Annotated in this window: 16 protein-coding genes; 10 read left to right on the forward strand and 6 right to left on the reverse strand. The window is 64.4% G+C overall.

Annotation, left to right across the window (positions count from 1 at the left end; genetic code table 11):
- The 3 genes from glp to ACOYYX_RS15390 all read left to right on the forward strand — a co-directional run bounded on the left by glp (position 1) and on the right by ACOYYX_RS15390 (position 4,518).
- Positions 1–1,218, forward strand: coding sequence for a gephyrin-like molybdotransferase Glp (gene glp / locus ACOYYX_RS15380; RefSeq protein WP_422930791.1), 1,218 nt, complete (start codon positions 1–3; stop codon positions 1,216–1,218).
- A 264-nt stretch (positions 1,219–1,482) separates the two neighbouring features.
- On the forward strand, positions 1,483–3,225 hold the full coding sequence (gene lnt / locus ACOYYX_RS15385; protein WP_422930792.1) for an apolipoprotein N-acyltransferase: 1,743 nt from the start codon (positions 1,483–1,485) through the stop codon (positions 3,223–3,225).
- A 288-nt stretch (positions 3,226–3,513) separates the two neighbouring features.
- Positions 3,514–4,518 carry a sulfotransferase domain-containing protein gene (locus ACOYYX_RS15390; RefSeq protein ID WP_422930793.1) on the forward strand — a complete coding sequence of 335 codons (1,005 nt, stop codon included), beginning with the start codon at positions 3,514–3,516 and terminating at the stop codon, positions 4,516–4,518.
- 31 nt (positions 4,519–4,549) lie between these two features.
- Here ACOYYX_RS15390 and ACOYYX_RS15395 read toward each other — a convergent pair whose 3' ends face one another.
- The gene (locus tag ACOYYX_RS15395; protein WP_422930794.1) at positions 4,550–6,571 is read right to left on the reverse strand and encodes a YjhG/YagF family D-xylonate dehydratase; all 2,022 of its coding nucleotides are present in this window, start codon (positions 6,569–6,571) and stop codon (positions 4,550–4,552) included.
- Positions 6,572–6,947: 376 nt separating this feature from the next.
- Here ACOYYX_RS15395 and ACOYYX_RS15400 point away from each other — a divergent pair, with 376 nt between their 5' ends.
- The 5 genes from ACOYYX_RS15400 (at position 6,948) to ACOYYX_RS15420 (ending at position 11,434) form a co-directional block, all read left to right on the forward strand.
- Positions 6,948–7,619, forward strand: a complete 672-nt coding sequence (locus ACOYYX_RS15400; protein ID WP_422930795.1) for a response regulator transcription factor — start codon at positions 6,948–6,950, stop codon at positions 7,617–7,619.
- A gap of 8 nt (positions 7,620–7,627) precedes the next feature.
- Positions 7,628–9,019 (forward strand): sensor histidine kinase, encoded by a 1,392-nt coding sequence (locus ACOYYX_RS15405; protein WP_422930796.1) that lies wholly within the window; start codon positions 7,628–7,630, stop codon positions 9,017–9,019.
- Positions 9,020–9,224: 205 nt separating this feature from the next.
- Positions 9,225–10,238: a DUF1559 domain-containing protein gene (locus ACOYYX_RS15410; protein ID WP_422930797.1), complete on the forward strand. Its 1,014-nt coding sequence runs from the start codon at positions 9,225–9,227 to the stop codon at positions 10,236–10,238.
- 17 nt (positions 10,239–10,255) lie between these two features.
- The gene (locus ACOYYX_RS15415) at positions 10,256–10,660 is read left to right on the forward strand and encodes a hypothetical protein (protein WP_422930798.1); all 405 of its coding nucleotides are present in this window, start codon (positions 10,256–10,258) and stop codon (positions 10,658–10,660) included.
- 249 nt (positions 10,661–10,909) lie between these two features.
- Positions 10,910–11,434 (forward strand): DUF4112 domain-containing protein, encoded by a 525-nt coding sequence (locus tag ACOYYX_RS15420; protein WP_422930799.1) that lies wholly within the window; start codon positions 10,910–10,912, stop codon positions 11,432–11,434.
- Between the two features lie 75 nt (positions 11,435–11,509).
- Here ACOYYX_RS15420 and ACOYYX_RS15425 read toward each other — a convergent pair whose 3' ends face one another.
- Together ACOYYX_RS15425 and ACOYYX_RS15430 are read right to left on the reverse strand one after the other, a co-directional pair.
- Positions 11,510–12,841: a DUF1501 domain-containing protein gene (locus ACOYYX_RS15425; RefSeq protein ID WP_422930800.1), complete on the reverse strand. Its 1,332-nt coding sequence runs from the start codon at positions 12,839–12,841 to the stop codon at positions 11,510–11,512.
- A 71-nt stretch (positions 12,842–12,912) separates the two neighbouring features.
- Positions 12,913–15,294: a DUF1549 and DUF1553 domain-containing protein gene (locus ACOYYX_RS15430; RefSeq protein ID WP_422930801.1), complete on the reverse strand. Its 2,382-nt coding sequence runs from the start codon at positions 15,292–15,294 to the stop codon at positions 12,913–12,915.
- 796 nt (positions 15,295–16,090) lie between these two features.
- Here ACOYYX_RS15430 and ACOYYX_RS15435 point away from each other — a divergent pair.
- Complete coding sequence (locus ACOYYX_RS15435; RefSeq protein WP_422930802.1) at positions 16,091–17,092, forward strand: zinc-dependent alcohol dehydrogenase family protein; 1,002 nt, start codon at positions 16,091–16,093, stop codon at positions 17,090–17,092.
- 591 nt (positions 17,093–17,683) lie between these two features.
- Positions 17,684–17,989: a hypothetical protein gene (locus ACOYYX_RS15440; protein WP_422930803.1), complete on the forward strand. Its 306-nt coding sequence runs from the start codon at positions 17,684–17,686 to the stop codon at positions 17,987–17,989.
- Between the two features lie 137 nt (positions 17,990–18,126).
- Here ACOYYX_RS15440 and ACOYYX_RS15445 read toward each other — a convergent pair whose 3' ends face one another.
- Genes ACOYYX_RS15445 through pabB form a run of 3 tightly spaced genes read right to left on the reverse strand, consistent with a single transcriptional unit; the run spans position 18,127 to position 21,480 of the window.
- A complete protein-coding gene (locus ACOYYX_RS15445) occupies positions 18,127–19,233 on the reverse strand; it encodes a Nif3-like dinuclear metal center hexameric protein (RefSeq protein WP_422930804.1) in 1,107 nt (368 codons plus the stop codon).
- Between the two features lie 3 nt (positions 19,234–19,236).
- Entirely contained in the window at positions 19,237–20,058 is an 822-nt protein-coding gene (locus tag ACOYYX_RS15450; RefSeq protein ID WP_422930805.1) for an aminotransferase class IV, read from the reverse strand.
- Between the two features lie 3 nt (positions 20,059–20,061).
- The gene (pabB, locus tag ACOYYX_RS15455) at positions 20,062–21,480 is read right to left on the reverse strand and encodes an aminodeoxychorismate synthase component I (RefSeq protein WP_422930806.1); all 1,419 of its coding nucleotides are present in this window, start codon (positions 21,478–21,480) and stop codon (positions 20,062–20,064) included.
- Positions 21,481–21,504 lie beyond the last annotated feature (24 nt).

The raw sequence follows: 21,504 nt of genomic DNA on the forward strand, positions 1-21,504 counted from the left end.
ATGCTCTCGGTCGACGAGGCACTCGGGGAAGTGTTGACCCAGGCGCAGCCGCTCCCCGCGGAACGCCGCTTGGCCCTGGAAGCCCTCGGCCTCACCCTGGCCGAGGATATCCACGCCGACATCGACCTGCCCCCCTTCGACAAGGCCCTCGTCGACGGTTACGCCATCAAGGTCGCCGAGTTTGAGTCGGGGGTGCGTGAATACTTCGTCGGGGAAGAAATCCTTGCCGGGAAGACGCCCGAGCGACCCCTGGCGAATGGCGAGGCCGCCGCGATCATGACCGGCGCACCGATCCCGGTCGGTGCTGATGGCGTGGTCATGATCGAGCGTACCAGCCTCGTCGACGGCCGGGTCCATCTCGAAGAGATGGCAGTGCGCCCGGGCATGAACATCATGCGCCAGGGGCGTGAGATGAAGACCGGCGACCTCATCCTGAGCCGCGGCGATTGGATCAACCCGGCGAGAATCGGGCTCCTCGCCTCGGTGGGTAGGACCGAAGTCGAGGTCATCCCCCCTCCCCTCATCCGAATCCTGCCGACCGGCGATGAATTGGTCGAGCCCGGTCAGAAGCCCGGACCCGGTCAGATCCGCAACTCCAACGCCTTGATGCTCGCCGCCCTCGTCTCGAACGCCGGGGCCCGGGCCGAGATCCTCCCCGTGGCGCGCGACGAGAGCCAGCACCTGAGCGACGCCATCTCGCACGGACTCGGCGCGGATGTCCTGCTGATTACCGGCGGGGTCTCTGCGGGGAACCGAGACCTCGTGCCGGAAACCCTCGAGTCGCTCGGAGTCCGGAGGACCTTCCACAAGGTCAAACTCAAGCCGGGGAAGCCGCTCTGGTTCGGCGTCGGCCTGCCTCGTGGGGATCGGCCGCCGACCCTGGTGTTCGGACTACCGGGAAATCCGGTCAGCGGCATCGTCGGTTTCTTGCTCTTCGTCCGCCCTGCCCTCGCCGCTATGGCGGGACTGAGCCGCCGCGATCCCACCGCGAGGCGCCGTCCTCTGAGTCGGTCGTTCAAGCATCAGAGTGACCGCCCCACCTACCACCCTTCGCGTCTAATCCCTTCTCCGGACGGGGGATATACGATCGACCCGCTCAGCTGGGCGGGCTCGGCCGACCTCCGCGCGGTGGGCTCCTGCGACGGCTTCGCGGTCTTCCCAGCGGGGGATCGGGAGTACGCCCAGGGCGATGTTGTCGATTTCTTCGACTTGGATTAGGATTCGCGAGGAATCGGCTCCTGGCTCAACTCCGTGGTGCGGTGAACCTCTACGTCGAAAGCGCCGGATCGACCTCCAGAATCTGGGAAGGATTCCCGGGGCGGAAGTTGTCCGCAATTTCGTCGACCGCCCAACGGGTGAGACTGGCGAGCGAATAGCCAACAAGGGAGTCTCGTGCGGCCTTCGACCGCGATGGGTGAAGGCCGTGGGCGTTCCATTCCTTACTCGACGAGCCCCCTTCTTTCTTCGAAGGGGAGAACGACGATGTCGTCCGAGGCAATCGCTCAGGCCGAGCCCGCATCCCGGGACGATTCGTCTTCGGTGAGTGCTCCCGGCCAACCGCCGATCCTCTCTGCCCTGGCGTCAGGTTTGGGACTCTGGTGCGCCTTTCCCCCCGCCAACTGGTCATGGCTGGCCTGGGTCGCGCTCGTCCCTCTGTTCCTGCTGATCCAAAGCACGCGCTCCCGGGTGTCGATATACCTCGGCTCCTGGGCGGGCGGATTTCTCTTCTGGCTGCTCTCGATCTACTGGGTCAGCCTCACCGACCCCGACGCGGCCTTCGCCTGGTTCGTCATGGCGATGGCACTCTCGTTCTGGTGGCCCGGTTTCATCGGACTGTCCCGGCTCGCGGTGATCCGGTTCGCGATCCCGAGGATCATCGCCGCGCCCGTGATCTGGGTGGGGCTCGAGTTCGTCCGGGCCCACATCCTGACCGGTTTCGCCTGGTACTACCTCGGGCATACGCAGCACCAGATCCTTCCGCTAATCCAGATCGCCGACATCACGGGGGCTCTCGGCGTCAGCCTGCTGATCGCCGTTGTGAACGCCTACTTGGCCGACCTCTGGTCGTCGTCGATTTGGGAGAGCCACGCGAGCGGGCAGCGGATCAGTCGGCCCCAACTCATTCGCGGAGGCCTTGTCCTGGGCCTCCTGATCCTGACGGTGGGATACGGCTTCTTCCGCGTGTCCACCGGACGATTCAAGGACGGCCCTCGGCTCGCGCTCATGCAGTCCAATATCGAGCAGAACCGGAAGATGGGGACCTCCGCCGAGTCTCTCTTCGTGACCTATCGATCCCTGATCGAGCGTTGCCTCCGGACCTCGCCTCCCCCCGATATGATCGTCTGGCCCGAGACGGCCTTCCCCTATCAGTATGTTATTCGTGACCCGGAGCTCACGCCGGCGGAGTTCGAGCGTCAGGCCAAGAAGCTTTCGCCGAAAGACCCCAACGCGGTGCAGTCGTGGGTCGAGCGTCAGAAGACCTCGGAGTCGATCATCCATCCGATGGTGGATCAGGTCCGAATCCCGATGCTCGTGGGAGTCCTTGTCTATGACTTCCATATGCGGGGCCTGTCCAAATTCAACTCGGCGCTCCTGATCGAGCCGTCCGTCAAGAAGCTCCAGCGTTATGCCAAGATGCACCTCGTGCCGTTCGGCGAATATGTGCCGCTCGTCGACATGTTCCCCTGGCTCAAGATTCTGACCCCCTACGAGGCGGCGAACGTCCCGAACTTGACGTTCGGGACCGAGGCGACGAGCTTCACGCTCGGCCAGTATCGCTACGCCACGGCGATCTGCTTCGAAGACACGGTGCCCCAGGCCGTGCGACGCTTCTTCACGAACGCCTCCGATGGACGCTCGCCGGACGTCCTGCTCAATATCTCGAACGACGGCTGGTTCCGGGGTTCGTCCGAGCACGACATGCACCTGGCGATCAGTGTCTTTCGGGCGATCGAGAACCGTGTCCCCATGGCCCGGGCGGTGAATGTGGGGATTACCGCCCTGATCGACGGCAATGGGCGTGTTTTATCGAGCGTCTCCAAGTTGACGGAAGATGTGTTGACCGTTACCGTTCCCCTCGATGATCGAGAGTCCTTCTATACCGCATGGGGAGACTGGCTGGGATCGGCCTGCCTCGCAGCGACGGCGGGCCTGCTCATCGTGCGTATCGCACTCGGCTTCCGGCGCCTCTGGCGACCGGTCGCGACGCCGGCACAGGCGATTTAGCCTGCCCCGGAAGGTTCGAAGCATAGGAAAGGATGCCTATGTCGACTCCTCTCACGACTCTCCAACTCCATTCGATAGCCAGATCCTGCAACTTGAGTTATCGCGCTTCATGCGAAGGCCACGTTGGCGAGGCTCGCGACCGCCGAAAATTGGCGGAATCTCCGCGATCTCGCGGATTTGACTCGCGTCTGCCCTGGTCTCTCGCCGATAGAAAGCATGGTCGTCATCGAGTCACCTCCATGGAAGGGGGTGAACGTCTCATCGCGGCCAGCATGAAGGATCGCGCGTATGTACGTCCTCTGCGCCGGCATGTACCGGGCCTGCTCGACCTGGCAGTACGAGGTGATTGCTCACCTGCTCGAGCGGCACCGCCAGGGTCAGCGCCTGGGTTATCTGACCGGCGAGGAGTTCGTCGCTCAGGACCAGCGGACTAGCTCCCAGCCCAGGTGGAGCGTCCTCAAGTCGCATGAGGGGCACGACGGCTTCGCCAAGGCGGTCAAGTCCGGCCGTGCCATCGCGATCTACGCGCACCGCGATGTCCGTGACGTCGTCTTCTCGCTCATGCACAAGCGTGGGGTGACGTTCGAGCAACTCGTCAACCAGGGGATGATCCATCAGGTCCTGGTGAACGATCGCTTCTGGTCGCGACAGCCGAACGTCCTCACCCAGCGCTACGAGAGTCTGGTCGCCGATCCGGTGGGAGGCGTGATCGAGATCGCCGCACACCTCAAGATCGAGATCACCCGGGCCGAGGCGTCGGAGATCGCCGCCGAGTATTCGTTCCAGACGAATCGGAAGCGGACCCTCGACCTCGTCGATCGGCTCAAGGCCCAGGGGGTCGACCTCAACGACCCGAGCAACCTCCAGTATTACGACCAGCGGACCCTGCTTCACTGGAACCACCTGCGGGAAGGCCGCCCGGGCAACTGGCGTGAGCAGGCGACGAGCAGCCAACGAGCCACCCTGGCCCGCCTCTGCGACGCCTGGCTGATCGAGCACGGCTACGAGCCGAACACTCGTGACCTGCTCACCAAGAAGGAACGGAAGATCGAGGCCATCCGACGCGAGTTCGAACTCGTCCGAGCATGGACGGCCTGCACCCTCCGCTGTGCTTCCTTGAAGCACCCCCGCATTTCCCGAATCATCAAGGGCCTGTTCGGCATCCCTGCCGAACAGGTCTCTGCTGTTCCCGCCCGAGCGAACTCCCAGGTTCGAGTCGACTCCGCCCAGGCCAACCCGGCCCACCGCACGGCGGCCGAGTCTCATGCCCCGAGCGAGCACGCCGATCGTTGAGCCGATTCCGGCTCGTCGTCTCCCCCAGAAATCAGATCGCGGGTTGAGGGACCTGATCCTCTCGTGGCTGCGTTGTTTGGAGCCTCGCGATGATGGCGTCCGGGTCGTAGACGCATCCGCCCCAGGTCCCGCCACCGACGGCCTGAAGGGCTGCCCAGAGACGTGTGTCTTCGGGCAGATCCGGGTCGGGAGAGAGGCCGGGCAGCGGCTCTCGCTCGCCGAGGATCCGCGCGGCCTCTTCGGGAGAGATCTCGACGCCCCCGACTCCGATCATGTCGACGCTCCCCTCGAGCTTGATGCGGTCGACGATAATCCGGATGGTGTCGCCGTCGCGGACCTTGGCGATGGGGCCTCCCGCGAGCGCCTCGGGACCGACGTGGCCGATGCAGGCCCCCGTCGAGACGCCCGAGAACCTCGCGTCGGTGATGACCGCGACGTGCTTGCCGAACGAGAGATGCTTGAGCGCCGAGGTGATCTGATAGATCTCCTCCATCCCCGCCCCCATCGGCCCTCGCCCCATGAGCACGAGGACGTCCCCCGGCTTGATCGGGTTCTCCCCGAGCCCCTTGATGGCGGCGATGGCCTCTTTCTCCCGGCTGAAGACCCTGGCAGGTCCAATCTTGCGATAGACGCCATCGGCGTCGACGACCGTCGGGTCGATCGCCGTGCTCTTGATGACGGAGCCCTCGGGGGCGATGTTGCCTCGGGGGAAGGTCACCGTGCTTGTGAGCCCGTTCGCCCGCGCGAGCTCGGGGCTCATGATGACCGACTCGGGCTCGACGCCATCTTCCTTGGCGAGCCGCTCGCGCAGGCGGGCGCGGCGTTCGCTGCTCTCCCACCAGTCGAGGACGTCGCCGAGCGGCTTGCCCGTCACGGTCAGGGCCGACAGTTCGAGCAACCCGAGTTGCCGCAGGTGCAGCATGACCTCGGGGACACCCCCCGCCATGAAGGCCCTGACGGTCGGGTGATAGTTCGGCCCGTTCGGGAGGACGCTCACCAGGCGGGGCACCTTCACATTGATCGCATGCCAGTCCTCGACGGTCGGGCGCGGCAGGCCCGCGGCGAAGGCGATGGCCGGGATGTGCAGCAGGAGGTTCGTGGAGCCGCCGAACGCGGCGTGGACCGTCATCGCGTTGCGGATCGCGGCCGGGGTCAGGATGTCCCGCGTCTTGATCCCTGCCTCCGCCAGCGCGACCAGCGCACGAGCCGACCGTCTCGCGACGTCTCGCCAGATCGGCTGGCCCGAAGGGACGAGGGCGCTGTGCGGCATGGCGATCCCGAGGGCCTCGGCGACGACCTGCGAGGTCGCGGCCGTGCCGAGGAACTGGCAACCACCTCCGGGGCTCGCACAGGCGCGGCATCCGAGCTCGGCGGCTTCGGGCAGGCTGATCTCGCCGTGGAGGTAACGCGCACCGATTGACTGGATCTTACCGGCGTCCTCCCCGTCGCGAGGCGGCAAGGTCACGCCACCAGGCACGAGGACGCCCGGCAGATGCCCGCTGCCGGCAAGGGCGAGCATCATCGCGGGCAGGCCCTTGTCGCAGGTCGCGATGCCGAGCACCCCCTTGCGAAGCGGTAGCGAGCGAATCAGGCGACGGAAGACGATGGCGGCGTCGTTCCGGTATGGCAGGCTATCCATCATGCCCGTGGTGCCCTGGGTCCTGCCGTCGCAGGGGTCTGAGACCATCCCGGCGAACGGTGCGCGGCCGAGCGCCTTCAACTCCTCTGCCGCTTCCTGGACGAGGAGCCCGATTTCCCAGTGGCCGGTGTGATAGCCGAGTGCGATCGGCGTTCCGTCTGGCGCCCGAAGTCCTCCCTGCGTGCTGAGGATCAGGAACGGGTCGCGATCCACTTCCGACGGCTTCCAGCCCATCCCGGCGTTCTGGCTCAGACCGAAGAGGTCGCCCGAGGGCCATTCGCGGAGCATCTCGTCGGTGAGCGGCAGGGTCCCCTGAGGGCCGTCGGCCTTGGTCTTGACCTCGAAGAGGCTGGCGTCGCCCCCGTCCACGAGATCGAGGAATGAACGACCGTCCGTTCTGCTGGAACTGGGCATGAAAGTCATCTCGCGGCAGGAGTCGTCACGACCGAAAGTTAGGCGTCGTCTCGTTGTCGAGGGGGCGAACACACAATTGCAGCAGGAATCGGCCACCGACGCAATGATGGCTTCTCGGATCGGAGGAGGCCAATGACATCGCCGGATCCTCCTGCTTTGGAATGACCGGGAAACACGTTCATGCGATTGACTTGATATGGTTCGATGACAATCGCAAGCTTCGACGACTCTGCCCGGCACGAGCTGTTCGTGGCTCATCTCCCCTCTCATGATCTTTTGGTCAGGTTGACGACGAACGTCGCAAGGCGGAATGTGATTCTCTGGACTCGGGGCGTGGGCCCTGTCTCGCTCGGGATCCGATCACGGTACGCCCATCATGCCGAGAATCCTCATCGTCGAGGACGAGGACAAGCTCCGACGCGCCCTGGCCCGTGGCCTGGGCGACGAAGGTTACGATGTCGTGACCGCCGAGGACGGCGAGCTCGGATTGGCCTACGCGAAGGAAGAGGCCTTCGACTGCCTGATCCTCGACATCATGCTGCCAGGGTGCGACGGGATCTCGATCCTCGACCAACTCAGGTCCGAGGGAAACGAGACGCCGATCCTGATGCTCTCGGCCCGAGGCGAGATCGAGGATCGGGTGAAAGGGCTCGACCTCGGGGCCGACGACTATCTCGCCAAGCCGTTCGCCTGGTCGGAGCTGCTCGCGAGGGTGAGGGCCTGCGTTCGTCGGAGTCGAGCCGGAGAAGCATCGTTGGTCAAGGCTGGGCGGATTGAGCTCGATCGCCTCCATCGACGCCTCACTCATGGCTCGCAACAGGTCGAGCTGACCATCCGGGAATGTGAGCTGCTCGACTTCCTCATGAGACGACGCGGGCAGGCGGTGAGCCGCGACGAGCTCGCCAGGGAAGTCTGGCACGACCGCGATACGGTCTTGACCAACGTCATCGACGTCTTCATCAACCAATTGCGCAAGAAGCTGGAAAAGGCCGGGATCGCGGGGGCGATCCAGACCGTGCGGGGCGTCGGTTACGCGCTCCAGGATTGATGGGTTCCATGCTCTGGAAAAGTATCCGCACTCGACTCACCGCCTGGTACGGCGGCCTCCTGCTCGTGACCTTCTCGGGCCTGGGCCTGGCCGCCTGGATGCTGATGGCGCAGTCGCTCCTCGATCGGGTCGACGCCCTGCTCGACTTCGAGTTCAAGGAGGCGTCCGAACGCCTTGGCGCCGGGCTCTCTGCCGAGGGATTGACGCATGCCCCAGTCGCCTTCCAGGAAGTGTTCTACCTCAGGATCCTGATGCCCGACGGCCGCTTGCTCGCGGAGAGTTCGCCGCTCAAGGAAAAAGACATCCACATGCCCGACTTCTGGGGCGAGTCGCCCGACACGAGGTATGACACGTTCAACCTCGGGTCGCTCGGACAATGTCGGGTCGTGACCGGCCGCGTGGGTCTGGGGGAAGGTCAACGCATCGTCCAGATCGCCACCTCGCTCGACTCGTATCATGGCGAGTTGGCCCAGTTGAGAGGGGTCCTGCTCACGATCCTGCCCGCGGTCCTGCTCGCGGCCACGCTGGGAGGCTTCTGGCTCGCCAAACACGCGCTCGCACCGGTCGAGCGCATGACCGAAGACGCTCGGCGCATCTCGGCGGAGAACCTCGGAGAGAGGATCGAGGTGGCGAACCCCGGCGATGAACTGGGGCGGCTGGCGATCACCCTGAACGCGATGCTCGATCGGATCGACAGGTCGTTCGTCGCCACTCGACGATTCACGGCGGACGCAGCCCACGAGTTGAAGACGCCACTGGCCTCGATCCGAACCGAGGCCGAGGTCGCGCTCCTGGCTCGACGCTCGTTCGACGACTATGAAGAGACCCTACGCAGCATCGTCGAGGAAGCCGAGCGGCTCTCCAGGCTCATCGAATCGCTGCTCCTCCTCTCGCGCGAGGACGCCAGCGAGCGACTTACCAGCACTCGAGTTCGGATCGATGAGCTCGTCAGGATGGCACTCGCGGCCGCGGAGAGTGCGGCCTTTCGAAGTCAGATCGGGATCGAGGCCGGGGAATTGCCCGGGGCGATTGTGGAGGGGGATCCGACCCTGCTCCATCAGGTCTTCGAGAACCTGCTCGACAACGCCATCAAGTATTCGGTACCGGGCGGCCGGGTGAGCGTGTCCGGGAGGCTCGAAGCCGGTTCTGTCGAGATCGCCGTTGCGGATAACGGGGTGGGAATTCCGGAAGAAGCCCTCGGTCGAGTCTTCGATCGGTTCTATCGCGTGGACTCGTCGCGGAGCCGTCGCACGGGGGGCTCGGGCCTGGGATTGAGCATCGTGAAGGCCGTCGTCGATCGCCATGGCGGGTCGGTCTCGGCGACGAGCACCCGAGGAGCCGGCAGTTGCTTTCTCGTCCGCCTGCCCGTTCAATCAAGTCTTGATAAAGTGATTTTGTGATCGCATTCTGGAAATTTTGCCCGAGAGGGCCGTGTTTCGGGCCATTCTTTGCCTAAATGGGATTTCATTAAGAAGAACTAACCGAACTGCTCCTGCCCGGACATGCGCGGCTTGTTAGTGTGGACTCCCGTCGGCCCGGCGGTCGTTTCGCCGTCGGGCATTGGTCAAGCAGCCGCACATATTCGGCTCCCAGGGGCATGAATCTATGGTCGCTTCTTCATCCAGGTCGTCGCGGAAGCGTCTGGGCTTCACGCTGATCGAACTCCTCGTGGTGATCGCCATCATCGCCGTCTTGATCGGGCTCTTGCTTCCGGCCGTCCAGGCCGCGCGAGAGGCCGCCAGGCGGGCGCAATGCACGAACAACCTGAAGCAGGTGGGATTGGCCCTGCATGGCTACATCTCGTCGAACAACACGGCGCCGCCGGTCGTCGTGCTGCCTCGCAACCGAACATGCCAGCCCTGGTCGGGTCTCACGCGTTTGCTCCCGTTCCTCGAGCAGCAGAACCTCTTCAACGCGATCAACTGGAACCGGGACTTCGAGTTCACGAGCAACGGCACACTGTCGGCCACGAAGGTCGCGATGTTCCTCTGCCCGAGCGAGGTCAACGATCGCGCCCGCGTGACGCCCACCTTCACGTACTACCCCAACAACTACTGTTTCAATCAGGGGATCTGGTTCGTCTACGACCCGCCTACGGATCAGGTGGGTGACGGTGCCTTCGTCCCCAACCGAGCGTATGGCCCTGCCGCCTTCACCGACGGCATGAGCAACACTCTCGGGATGTCGGAGGCCAAGGCCTATCAGCCGAATTACTGGGACACGAGCAACCCGGGGACGGTGGGCATCGCCCCGCCGTTGAACCCCGCCGGGCTCATGACCTACGTGGGGGGGACGTTCGACTCGAACGGGCATACGGAGTGGGTTGAGGGGGACGTCCACGAGGTCGGCTTCACCACGACCTTTGCGCCGAACACCAAGGTGCTTACGAACGTCAACGGCGTTCCCGCGGACATCGACATGATCTCGATGAGGGACGGTGAGTCGACCACGCTCCCCACCTACGCCGCGATCACGGCCAGGAGCTATCACGCCGGTGGCGTATCGGCCATGCTCATGGACGGCTCCGTCCGCTTCGTGAAGGACTCCGTCAACCTCCAGGTCTGGCGGAACCTGAGCACGCGAGCCGGCGGCGAGGTTGTCAGCTCGGATTCGTATTAATGCGGAGGGCCAGGACCATGCTCGAGACGCGTGCCAGTGCCATCCTCCTGAGCCTGCTGATCGCTGCCGGGTGCAGCAAGGGCGCGAGCGAGGCCAACGACGAGGGGCGAGCCGTCGCGGTTCAGTTCCTCGACGAGCTCCGAGCCGGCCGTCTGAAGCCGGCCTGGGAGAACTCCTCCACCGAGTTCAAATCGCTGATGGGGGTCGAGAACCTGCGGGACTACATCAAGAGTCACCCCGCGCTCAAGGCCCAGGCCGAGTTCGCGGAGTCTCGCACCGTTGACCGCGAAGGGCGTAGCCTGGCCGAGTACGTCTTCCACGCGACGGCCCAGGTCCGCAAGAAGCCCGTCCCGGCCACAATCAAGGTCATCCTGGCCTCCGGCCATGAGGGGTGGAAGGTCGAAAGGCTGGCTGTCGAATAAAGCGATATCATGGTGGTGGAAGCCGAGTGGGCATGGGCTCGAGGATTGAGCCCGTGCCCTCGTTTCATTCTCTGACATCGGAATCAAATCGGGCCGATCCCGCACCGACGAACCGGAGATCAAAGCTCGTTTGGCATGAGCGATGCGTGTAGCATAATCAACTTGGATTGACACATGACGTCGGGTTCGGCTCGCGGTGTGAGATGAGATCCTGAAGCACCGCGAGGAAGAGAAAAGGCGGGTGTTGTCGTGCCCCTCGAGAAGAAGTCGGCTCCGATCGTGTTCAAGCCAACGTCGGATTCGCCCGGACTGGAGACACTGGTCTGGCTAATGGATCAGGCCATCCGGATCCCGGGCACGCAAGTGCGTGTGGGGCTTGACGCGATTCTCGGATTGCTTCCCCTCGGCGGGGACTTCATGACCGGGATCATCCAGGCGGGGATCGTCCTGATGGCGGTGACGCGCTACCGGGTGCCCAGGGCCGTCGCCGCTCGGATGGCCGGGAATGTGCTCCTCGACATCTGTGTGGGGGCGATCCCGCTGGTGGGAGACCTGTTCGACGTGGCCTTCAAGGCGAACACCCGGAACCTGCACCTGCTCCGCGATTATCAATTCGAAGCCGCGCGGGGGGCGAAGTCGGTTGAGCGATCCTCGATGCGCTTCGTGGTGCTCGTGGGCCTGCTACTCTTCGTCCTGCTCGGGCTGATTTTCGTCGGATTCATCACGGTGCTGGCCTGGCTCCTCGGTCATCCCCTGTTCTCGGGGACGAGGTGAGGCCGATCGAGGGGAAAACGCGAGTCGACGCCCTGCCCTTTTCCGGCAGTGCGCGACTCGCGGCCTTCAATCGAATCAAAGCAACTCGTGGATCGCCTTCCCGTTCTCGACGAGACGGAGCGGCCGACCATCGGGGGTCTCGAACTGGAGGTTCGGGTCGATCCCAAGGGTCTGGTAGAGTGTTGCGGCGAGGTCGGACGGAGTGACGGGCCGGTCGCTCGGCGAGTCCCCCTTGGAGTCGGTCCGGCCGACGACGCGGCCTTGCGAGATCCCCCCGCCGGCGAGGATCGCCGAGTTGGCGCGACCGTGATGATCGCGGCCGGCGTTCCCGTTGATCTTGGGCGTTCGGCCGAATTCGCCCATCACGACGACCAGGGTCGAGTCGAGCAGGCCTCGCTCTTCCAGGTCGAGGATCAGGGCGGAGATCCCCTGATCCAGGGGCGGGGCCAGGGTGTTCTTGATGGTGCCGAAGTTCTGCTGGTGGGTGTCCCAGCCGAGGGCACCCATGCCGCGGTCGTTGATCGTGACGAACGACACCCCCGCTTCGACGAGGCGGCGAGCCAGTAAGCAGGACTGGCCCAGCGGGGTCCGGCCGAACCGGTCGCGGACGTCGCTCCGCTCATCGCTGATCTTGAATGCGGCCTGGGCGGCACTCGAGGTCAGCAGGTCGTAGGCCTGATCCGCGAACTGGTCCCGGCTTCCCGTCAGCGGAGTCGGCGAGATGTCACGGGCGAAGCCATCGAGCGTTCGGACCATGTCCCGTCGTCGGCGAAGGCGGTCGAGCGTGACGCTATCCGGAGGCGTGAGGTTATTCACGCGGAAGCCCGGAGTGTTCGGATCCCCGCTGACCATGAACGGATCATAGGCGGGGGTCAAGTAACCGCTCGAGGAGAAAAGCGGTGCGTCCGGGATCGCCACGTAAGGGGGCAGCGATCCGCGGCGATCTTCACGCGTCTTGGAGACGACGCTGCCGTAACTCGGGAAGACCTGCGCCGGGGTCGGCCGGTAGCCCGTGAGCATGTGGTGCGCGGCGCGGTCGTGATCGGCCTCGGGAGAGGTCACGCTCCGGATCAGGCTGACGCGATCCATCACGCGAGCGAGGCTGGGCAAGACCTCGCTGATGGACAGCCCCGGGACCGACGTGCTGATCGGCTTGAATTCGCCGCGTACGTCGACGGAAGCATCCGGCTTGGGGTCGAACGTGTCGATGTGCGACGGCCCGCCCGCCAGCCAGACCAGGATGCAGTTCGTCGCCGAGGTGGAGACGGGCTTCGACGCACCCGACGCGAGGGCGCGGAGCCGGAGGATGTCATCGAAGGCGAGACACAGGGAGCCGAACAGCCCCGCTCGCAAGATGGAGCGACGGCTGGGACCCGGGCACGACGGCAGTTTCCTCGGATCGGACATGGTCGTCACACTCCTCGCGAACTTGACCTGGGCGAAAATGGCCGGGGCGAGTCGCCCCTACTTACTTATGATTAATGGTTGAACGCGAATTCGCGCGAGTTCAGCAATGCCCAGAAGAGGTCCTCGGCCGCCTCGCGGAATACCGGGGCCTGCTTCAACTCCGCCGACCATCGAGACAACTCTTCCTCGGTCGGGGTGCGACAGAGGGTCCTGAGGTACAGATTTTCCACGACCTCGTCCGGCTCGGGCTTGAGGTCGAGCAGGTTGGCCAGGTATCCATTCAGGTGCGAGACCTTCCCCTCGATCGCGTCTCCCCCGATCAGGAGCAAGGACTGTCGCAGGCTGAGGGGAGGCGTCGAGACCGACGAGCATCCGTTGGTCCGAGGGCAACGCCCGAACGTATCCAGGATGGTGCTGGCCGTACCTGGGTCGGCGACCTCGATGGCTCGCGTCCCATTGGCTCGTCGCGGATAACGATTGGGGACGTCGGTGACCAGGGCCAGGGCATCGGCCATCTGGTGGGCACTGAGCGGCCGGGCGACGTGGTGGGAGAAGAGTCGGGTATCCTTCTCATTTCCCGAGATCGTGCCCGAGGAGAGCCCGTAGGCCTCCGAGATCGCCACCGTCCGGATCAGGTCGCGCATATCGTACTTTGACTTCACGAAGTGCCGGGCCAAGGCATCGAGCAACTCAGGATGGACGGGGGGATTCGCTCGGCTGAGGTCGTCGGCCGGGTCGGCCAGCCCTTTGCCGAAGAATTGGGCCCAGACCCAGTTCGCCATCGCCCTGGCGAAGTATGGGTTGTCGGGGCCGGTGATCCACTCGGCGAGAGGCTTGCGCGGGTCTTCCTTCTCGGCGACCTGGACGGGCTTCTTATCCAAGAGGCGAGGCTCGGCCGGCTTCTTGGTCCGCAGGTGCTCGACCTTGCCGCCGGAGTTGATCTTGATGACGGTCTTCCCCATCATCCCGCCGCCACCCGATCGCTCGACCTTGGCGAAGCAGGCGGCCAGGCCGAAGTAATCGTCCTGGGTCCAGACATCGAACGGATGATCGTGGCATTGCGCACAACGAATCCGGAGTCCGAGAAAGCGCTGGGCGGTCTGCTCGGCCTGGATTTTGGCGTCGAGGCCGTCCAGGGCGTAGTTCGCGGGGCCATTGCCGAACTCCTCGGGGGCACCCACGGCGGTCAGCATGGTCCGGACCATCTGATCCCAAGGGGTGTTGTTGGCGAGGTTTTCGTCGACCCAGGCCTGGAAGCGTGTGGCCCCGTTGCCGAGCCTGGCGTTCGAGATCTGGAGCATGTCGCCGAACTTGATCCGCCAGAAACGGACGAAGTCGCGGTCCGCGAGCAGTTTGTCTACGAGCTTGACCCGTTTATCCGGATCCTTGTCGCCGACGAACTGGCGGACCTGCTCGGGGGTCGGCTGTCGCCCAACCAGGTCGAGCGAGACCCGGCGCAGGAAGGCCGAGTCGCTTGCCGGGGGGCTCGGCGGGACTTTCAACGACTCGAGCCGCTTGAAGAGCTCGTCATCGATGAAGTTCCGGCGCGAGAGCTTCGCGTAGTCGAATTTGAGGCCGGGGTTGATGAGCGTGGCGAGGCGGGTGCTCACGACCATCGACTGATAGCGAACAACCAGGTCGCTCTCGGCACGGCGGAGGATCTCGGCCTTCCCCTTGCTGTCGATCTTGAGCGACGCGTCGTCGTTCACACGAAAGTTCGAGAGCCGGGTCACGTCGCGGCGAGTCCCGTCCCCGTAGACCGCCACCACGCGGAGCTGGATCGGTCCGGGGTTCGCGAGCCTGATGTCGCTCGGTTCGACCTCGAGCTTGGCGATCTCGCCGTGCGTCTTCCCGTGAGTTTGAGGAGCCCCTGCCCTGATCCAGCTGAGGATCGTGCTGTACTCGGGCGATTGCGGCGTAAATCGAAGGCCGCCGACGTGCGGCACCCTCCCCGTCGCCTTCTCGAGCAGCAGGCTCCGGCTCGGGTCGAGTCGGGAGAGGCGTCGACCGCTCGCGTCTCGAGTGATCGACTGGAAGTCCCCTTCCGCGTCATAGCCGTAGAGCGAGAGATGGAAGCCGTTCTGCCCCTCGGCCTTGCCGTGACATCCCCCGGTATTGCAGCCGGTGCGCGTCAGGATGGGGACGATGTCCTGTCCGAAGTCCCAGGCCCTGTCATCCTTCGCATTGACGGTGACCTCGGAAACGGCCTCCTCTCCCTGGTGATGGGCAATCAAGCGGGCCTTCCCCGGCTTCAGCGGTCGGACATAGCCCTCGGTGTCGAGCGCCACGATGTCCGCCGGCTCGACCGTCCAGGTCACCTGCCCGCCTACCACCTGCCCGGAATCGCCTGGCTTGCCGATCGGGGCGAGGAGCATTTGCCAGCCCCAGTCGTCCGATTGCAGGGTCAACTGGCTCGGGCTGACCTGGAAGGTTGCGGGCGGCTTTGTAGGCATTCCCGCTTTATTGGCGTCCTCTGTCGGATGGACGGGGTGCTTGCTCGCAGCGACCTGGCTCGAATCCGCCACCTTCGGGGTCGCGGATGTTGTTGGGACGACCGGCGTCGGAGCGGTGCGCGAACAACCACAGAAAAGAGCGCCCACGCAGACGAAAGTGATCAACCCGAATCGCAGACCAGCCATGTGCCCTCCCCTGCGTGTGCAACGCGAGGGCCTCGGTTTCCGAGAGAAATGACAAACGTCGTCGGCTCCGATAATCCTAGTCGGCCCCGAGCCGAGACACAAGAGTTCTCCGACTCGAATTCGGGCCGGTCGGATAACGATTCCTAGATTTCCTTCGTTTGTCCAGTTGATTCCGGATTCAAGCGTACAGTGAATTGTTGCGTCGAATCAGGCTTTCCGGGACGGCCCTGCACCCTGAAATCATCACCGAGGCTCACGCTCGAAAGCGATTCGATGGCGAGTTGCATTTATCAAAGACAATCCGCATTCCGCTCAGGACCGATTCAGTCGTAAGCCGGCGGAGGTTGGTCCGACTTGTTTGGCCTGGGGCTTTGGGTTATCTCCTACAGTCACGGCTCCGCGATCCACATAATGGACTTCGATCAAAGCGGGTCGCCGACAGGCCCACGAGATCTCCGGTCGTCTAGCCTTTTGTGAACAGATGACCAAGAGCTTGTCGGAACCGGATCACCGGCGAACGCCCCTCGGTGCTTGCAACCGATGATCCTGGCTCCTGGCGAGGACGTCAACGCCTGAGTGGCGTCGCTTTATTTTGAATCGAGACACATGCATGAAAGCGGTCATCTTCGAGCGGTTTGGGAATCCCACCGAGGTGCTCCGCGTCGGTGATCGACCGATCCCCGAGCCGGGGCCGGGGCAAGTCCGGGTTCGAATGATCGCGGCGCCCGTGAATCCGTCGGAACTGCTCGTCGTCCGAGGCCGTTACGGCGTCTTGCCTTCCTTGCCGGCGACGCCCGGCTTCGAAGGGGTCGGGATCGTGGATAAGGTCGGGCCGGGCTTACTCGGCCGCCTTGTACAGGGCCGGCGGGTGACCGTCATCAACGGCGACGGCGGCAACTGGGCCGAGTACGTGGTCATCCCCGCGCGCCAGGCCCGCCCCGTCCCGTCGGATCTGCCCGATGAGCAGGTGGCCTCGTTCTTCGTGAACCCGGGCACGGCGCTCGCCATGATACGGCACGTGCTCCGGATCCCCAGGGGGGCCTGGCTGCTCCAGTCGGCGGCGAATTCCGAGTTGGGCAAGATGATCATCAAACTCGGCCGCCACGATGGCTTTAAAACACTTTGCGTCGTGCGACGACCCGAGGCGGCCGCCGAGTTGAAGGTGCTCGGCGCCGACGCCGTCATCTCGACGACCGACGGGCCGGTGGACGAGCAGGTGCGCAAAATCGTCGGGGCAGACGGGGTCCGCTACGCCATCGATCCCGTGGGTGGCGACATCGGCACTCAGGTCTTCCAGTCCCTATCGGCTGACGGCCTGATGCTCGTCTACGGCACGCTCAGCCAGGAACCGCTCAGGATCGACCCCAGGCTCATGATCGCCGGCAAGCGAGTCGTCCAGGGCTTCTGGCTCGGCCACTGGATGCGCGAGCGGAGCATCCCCGCCGCCCTCCTGATGTTCCGCGAGATCGCGAAGCTAATCCGATCGGGGGTCCTCGCGACCGAAACAGGAAAGTCCTTCCCGCTCGACGCCATCGTCGACGCGGCGCGCGAGGCCGAGGTGCCCGGCCGCCAGGGCAAGGTCCTCCTCCGCATCGGGAATCCCACCAAGTAACGATCGATTTTTAGGCGACTGACGGAGTCTCGAGATCCCGCCCCGTCCGGTTTCCCGCGGATGTTTCCTGGCGATCGGTCGCATCCTCGGCCGATCTTTTAAGTCCGCGGATCGCATGATTGGTTGTTATCTGTCAAGGCCACGACAGGGAAGGGTTTCTTGGGATTTTTCGCGGAATTCATTCGCCCTAAGATTCAATCGGCTGTACAATCCGTCAAGGGTGGAGGATTCATGGCGAGGGCCTATCACCTCGTCCAGCATGTCGTCGTCAACGACGAACATTCCTCCGCAAGCCCCTCCTGCGGCTCGTGCCCGCCCCCGTTGAAACTCTCGAGCCTTGCTCAGGGTTTAATATGAGCGGCCGATGATCGGAAGGGCTTGCCGTGACGGGGGTAGCGGCTTAAGATTCTCGCGAGACGAGGTCAACCCGCCCGGCCTCTTCCGAGATCAGCGATGAAGTCGCCGATCCTCCGTCAGATTCCAATTTTCGTGATTTCGCCACTTGATTTTTGAAGCCCCGGCGCTTCGTTCGTCGTCGATCCCTCGGATCGACTTCGAAGAATCGAACCGTCGGGCGGGGAATCTAGAATTATGAGTATATCCGAATCGAACGGCGCGCAGGACTGGCGTGCTGTAGCTTGCCTGGCACCCGGCGGCGAGCGACTCCTGTGCGTGGGCGAAAGCTCCTCGCAGGTCCGTGCCGCCTACGCCGGCGCCTGGGGCGAGGTGATTCGCGACGAAGACCGTCCGACCGTTCGCGCCATCTCCCTGCAGCGCTGGGCCGGTCAGGCCTGGGCCGGTCAGTGGGAGCATCAGACCTACCTGGCCGTCCCCGCCACTCGCGGCGGCAAGGGTGGACCTGGCGACACGCCCGAAGTGGCCCCCGCCACCTCCTGAGTGCCTCTGGCGTCGGTCCATGCCCGAGATCGTGACCTGATGTTTCGACCGATTCGTCGATTTTCTTCAACCCCCGGGATTGTCCGGGGGTTTTATTTTGCTCGGGTCATTCGCGACGAATCGGCCCGTTCGCTTTATTAAGAACGCCAGGGGTCGTGCTCGGTACGACTCGCCCAGACGGCCAGGCCGGGATGCTCGGACTGGATCCGGTCGGCGAGATCCTCGACACCCGGACGCTCCGTGGCGTGGTGGCCGGCGATGACGAGGCCGACACCCAGGGCTTCGGCTTCCAGGGCTCGATGGAATCGAGCTTCGCCCGTCAGCAGGACGTCGGCCCCGACCCTGGCCGCGTCGGGCAGGAAGTCATCACCGGCTCCGCAGACGATTGCCACCGTCTCGATGCGACGCCCAGGGTCGCCCGCGTACTGCACACCTTGCGCTTTCAAGAGACTAGTGACGCGCTCCACGAACGGACGCAGGGTCGTCGGGTTTGGGAGTCGGCCCAAGCGACCGGCGCCTGGACGTTGGGCGGGGCTCGTGTGAAGCGGGTAAATATCCGTGGCGGGCTCTTCGTATGGATGACGAGCCCGGATTGCTCCAAGGACCGCGTCGAGCTTGTCCTGGGGGCAAATCACCTCGATCCGGAGCTCGCGGACCGACTCGAGCCGTCCCGATTCGCCGATGGCGGGTTTGGCCCCTTCGGTGCCCAAGAAGGTCCCCTCGCCTTCATTCGTGAACGAGCATTCCTCGTATGCCCCGATGCGTCCCGCCCCTGCCTCGAAGGCCGCGGAGAGGATCTCGGATCGTGCCTCGCTCGGCGTGAAGACGACGATCTTATAAGACGTCGGCACCGACTCGGCGCGTCGGAGCGGGGAAATCTCCGCCAGCCCGAGTCGAGCCGCAAGGGCGTCGTTGATCCCACCCACGGTGTTGTCGAACGCCGTATGCGGGCTGAGGATTGAGACCCCGGCGCGGCCGAGATGCCAGAGCATCCCCGTCTCGCGTACGTCAGCCCTGACCCGCTTGACGGCCTTGAAGAGGACCGGGTGGTGGCTGACGATGAGCTGGGCCCCTTCGTCGATGGCCTCGCGCGCCGTCTCGTCGGTCACGGTGAGGCAGGTCATAACCTTCGTGACCTCGGTCTTCGGGTCGCCCCAGAGGAGCCCGACGTTGTCCCAGCTCTCGGCGAGGTGCCGGGGCGCGAAGCGATCGAGCCAGCGGGCCAGGTCGGCGACGGTTGTCATGAGTCAGCTCTTCCCTTCCAAATGTTCCATGAGCGAGTTTTGGAGGCGGAGCGTCCAGTCGCCGGGCGCCCGCCAGGCGCGGTCTCGGACGCGCGCCACGGGGATGATGCCGCGGACGGAGTTCGTCAGGAAGACCTCCTCGGCCTCGCTCAGCATCTGCCAGGGGATTCCTTTGAGTTCGCAGGTCCCCAGGCCGATCTCCCCCGCAAGCTCGCTGGCGAAGGCCCTCATGATACCCGGGACGATCGGGCCGTCGGACGTGGCGGTAAAGAGGGTCTCGGCCTTGATGAAGAAGAGGCTCGTCCGGCTCCCCTCCCAGAGGTTGCCGTCTGGCGTCATGCTCAGCAGTTCATCGAAGCCCGCGTCGAGGGCCGACTGATTCGCGAGCCGCCTTGCCCAGTAGTTGAGCGTCTTGTGCCGTGCGAGCTTGTCGTCCCTGACTACGTACCAGGAGCCGAAATCGACGAGGGCTCCCCCCGCCCGATTGGGCGGCGGCAGCACGCTCTGACGAAGCCAGAGCTGCGATTCCTCGGAACCGGGAATGCCGCCGCTAAGGGTGATCCTCAGGAGGGTGTCGCCGGCATGGCCGTTGGCGCGGCTCAGCTCGGCGACGTCCTCGGCCTTCGGGAAATCCTTGTCCCGGAAATGAAGCCCGAGCTCGTGGGCGGATTGCTCCATGCGGGCTTTGTGGCGGTCCAGTAAGGCCGGATGACCTTGATAGGTCCGCAAGGTCTCGAACAGGCCCAGGCCGTGCTCGAAGGTCCGATCGGCGACGCCGATGCTGAGGGCGTCGTCCGCGAGGATCCGTCCCCGATACCAGATCAAAGGCTACCTCCCTCCCCCTTCAAGGACCGCCCTGATTCCGCGGCCCTTGGCGAGCGTCTCGAGATACTCCGCCTGCGGGTCGGAATCGGCGACGATTCCGCCGCCAACCTGATAGGAGACGCGGTCTCCTTCGACGAGCATCGTCCGGATCGCGATGTTGAAGCCGCTCGCACCGCCTAAACCGTAATATCCGATGGCCCCCGTGTACAGGCTACGACGCGTCGGTTCAAGCTCGTCGATGATTTCCATCGCCCGAATCTTGGGGGCTCCTGTGATCGAGCCGCCAGGGAAGAGAGCCCTGGCGATGTCGATGGCTCCCACATCCTCGCGTAGCTGGCCCTCGACGGTTGCCACCAGATGATGGACCTGGGCGAAGCTCTCGATGCAGAGGGCGTCGATCACACGCACCGAGCCGAACCGGCAGACACGTCCGAGGTCGTTGCGCTCCAGGTCGACGATCATCGTCAGCTCGGCCCGATCTTTGGGGCTGGTCAGGAGCTCGTTCGCGAATTGGGCGTCTTCGCGCTCCGTGGCACCTCGGGGCCGCGTCCCCTTGATCGGGCGAGTGATGAGCAGATCGCCCCGCGTCTGATAGAACCACTCGGGGCTGGCGCTCACAATCGCCAGGTCATTCCACTGGAGAAAGGCGGCGAACGGGGCGGGGCTTTGCTTTCGGAGCCGCAGATAGAGGTCGAACGGGACAGGCTTTCCTCGGGTGGTGAATCGTTGCGAGAGATTCACCTGGAAGATGTCGCCGGCCGCGATGTACTCCAATGCCTTCTCGACCGAGGCGAGATAAGCGTCGCGAGAGATGTCGCCCTCGACCGGCCCGAGTTCCGAAACGGGTCGGGATGAGTCGACATTCAAACATTCCAGCCGATCCATCCACGGCCGAGATCGGTTAGCTTGAGCGTCCGAACCCTCGTGGAGGAAGTCGTGGGTCCAGAGTTCCGTCGTGTGACCGACGTGGTCGACGACGATGACGTTGTCATAAAGGGCGAATCGGATGTCGGGCAGGGCGGAATCACGCGGGTTTCGTCGCGGGAGGCGTTCCAGGTTCGGAGCCAGGTCGTAACCGTAATAACCGACGAGCCCGCCCGTGAATGGGGGAGCATCCGAGGTCGGCTCCTCGCCCAGCGAATTGGAGAGCCCGAAACGATTGATCAACCGGCCCAGGGCTTCGAGGGCCCCCTGCTCTCCTTCGCTGCGCTCTTTGGCGGAGCGGATCGCCCAGCGGTCGTCGGTCGCCTCGAAGACGAGACGTGGCTCGGCCGCATAGAAACTCCAACGCCCCGAGTCGCCGAAGCCGGAGCCGCTCTCAAGGACCGCGGGCTCGGCCAGGTGGGAGACGAATTGCGTCAACAGCTCCGGAGCGTGATTGCGCAGCGGACAGCGGAGCGGGGGCGGGAACGAGCTTGGCACGAAATCGTCTCGGCAACGCACGAG

Origin of the sequence: Singulisphaera chitinilytica (assembly GCF_049331405.1) — a bacterium.
Classification (GTDB): Bacteria; Planctomycetota; Planctomycetia; order Isosphaerales; family Isosphaeraceae; genus PoT.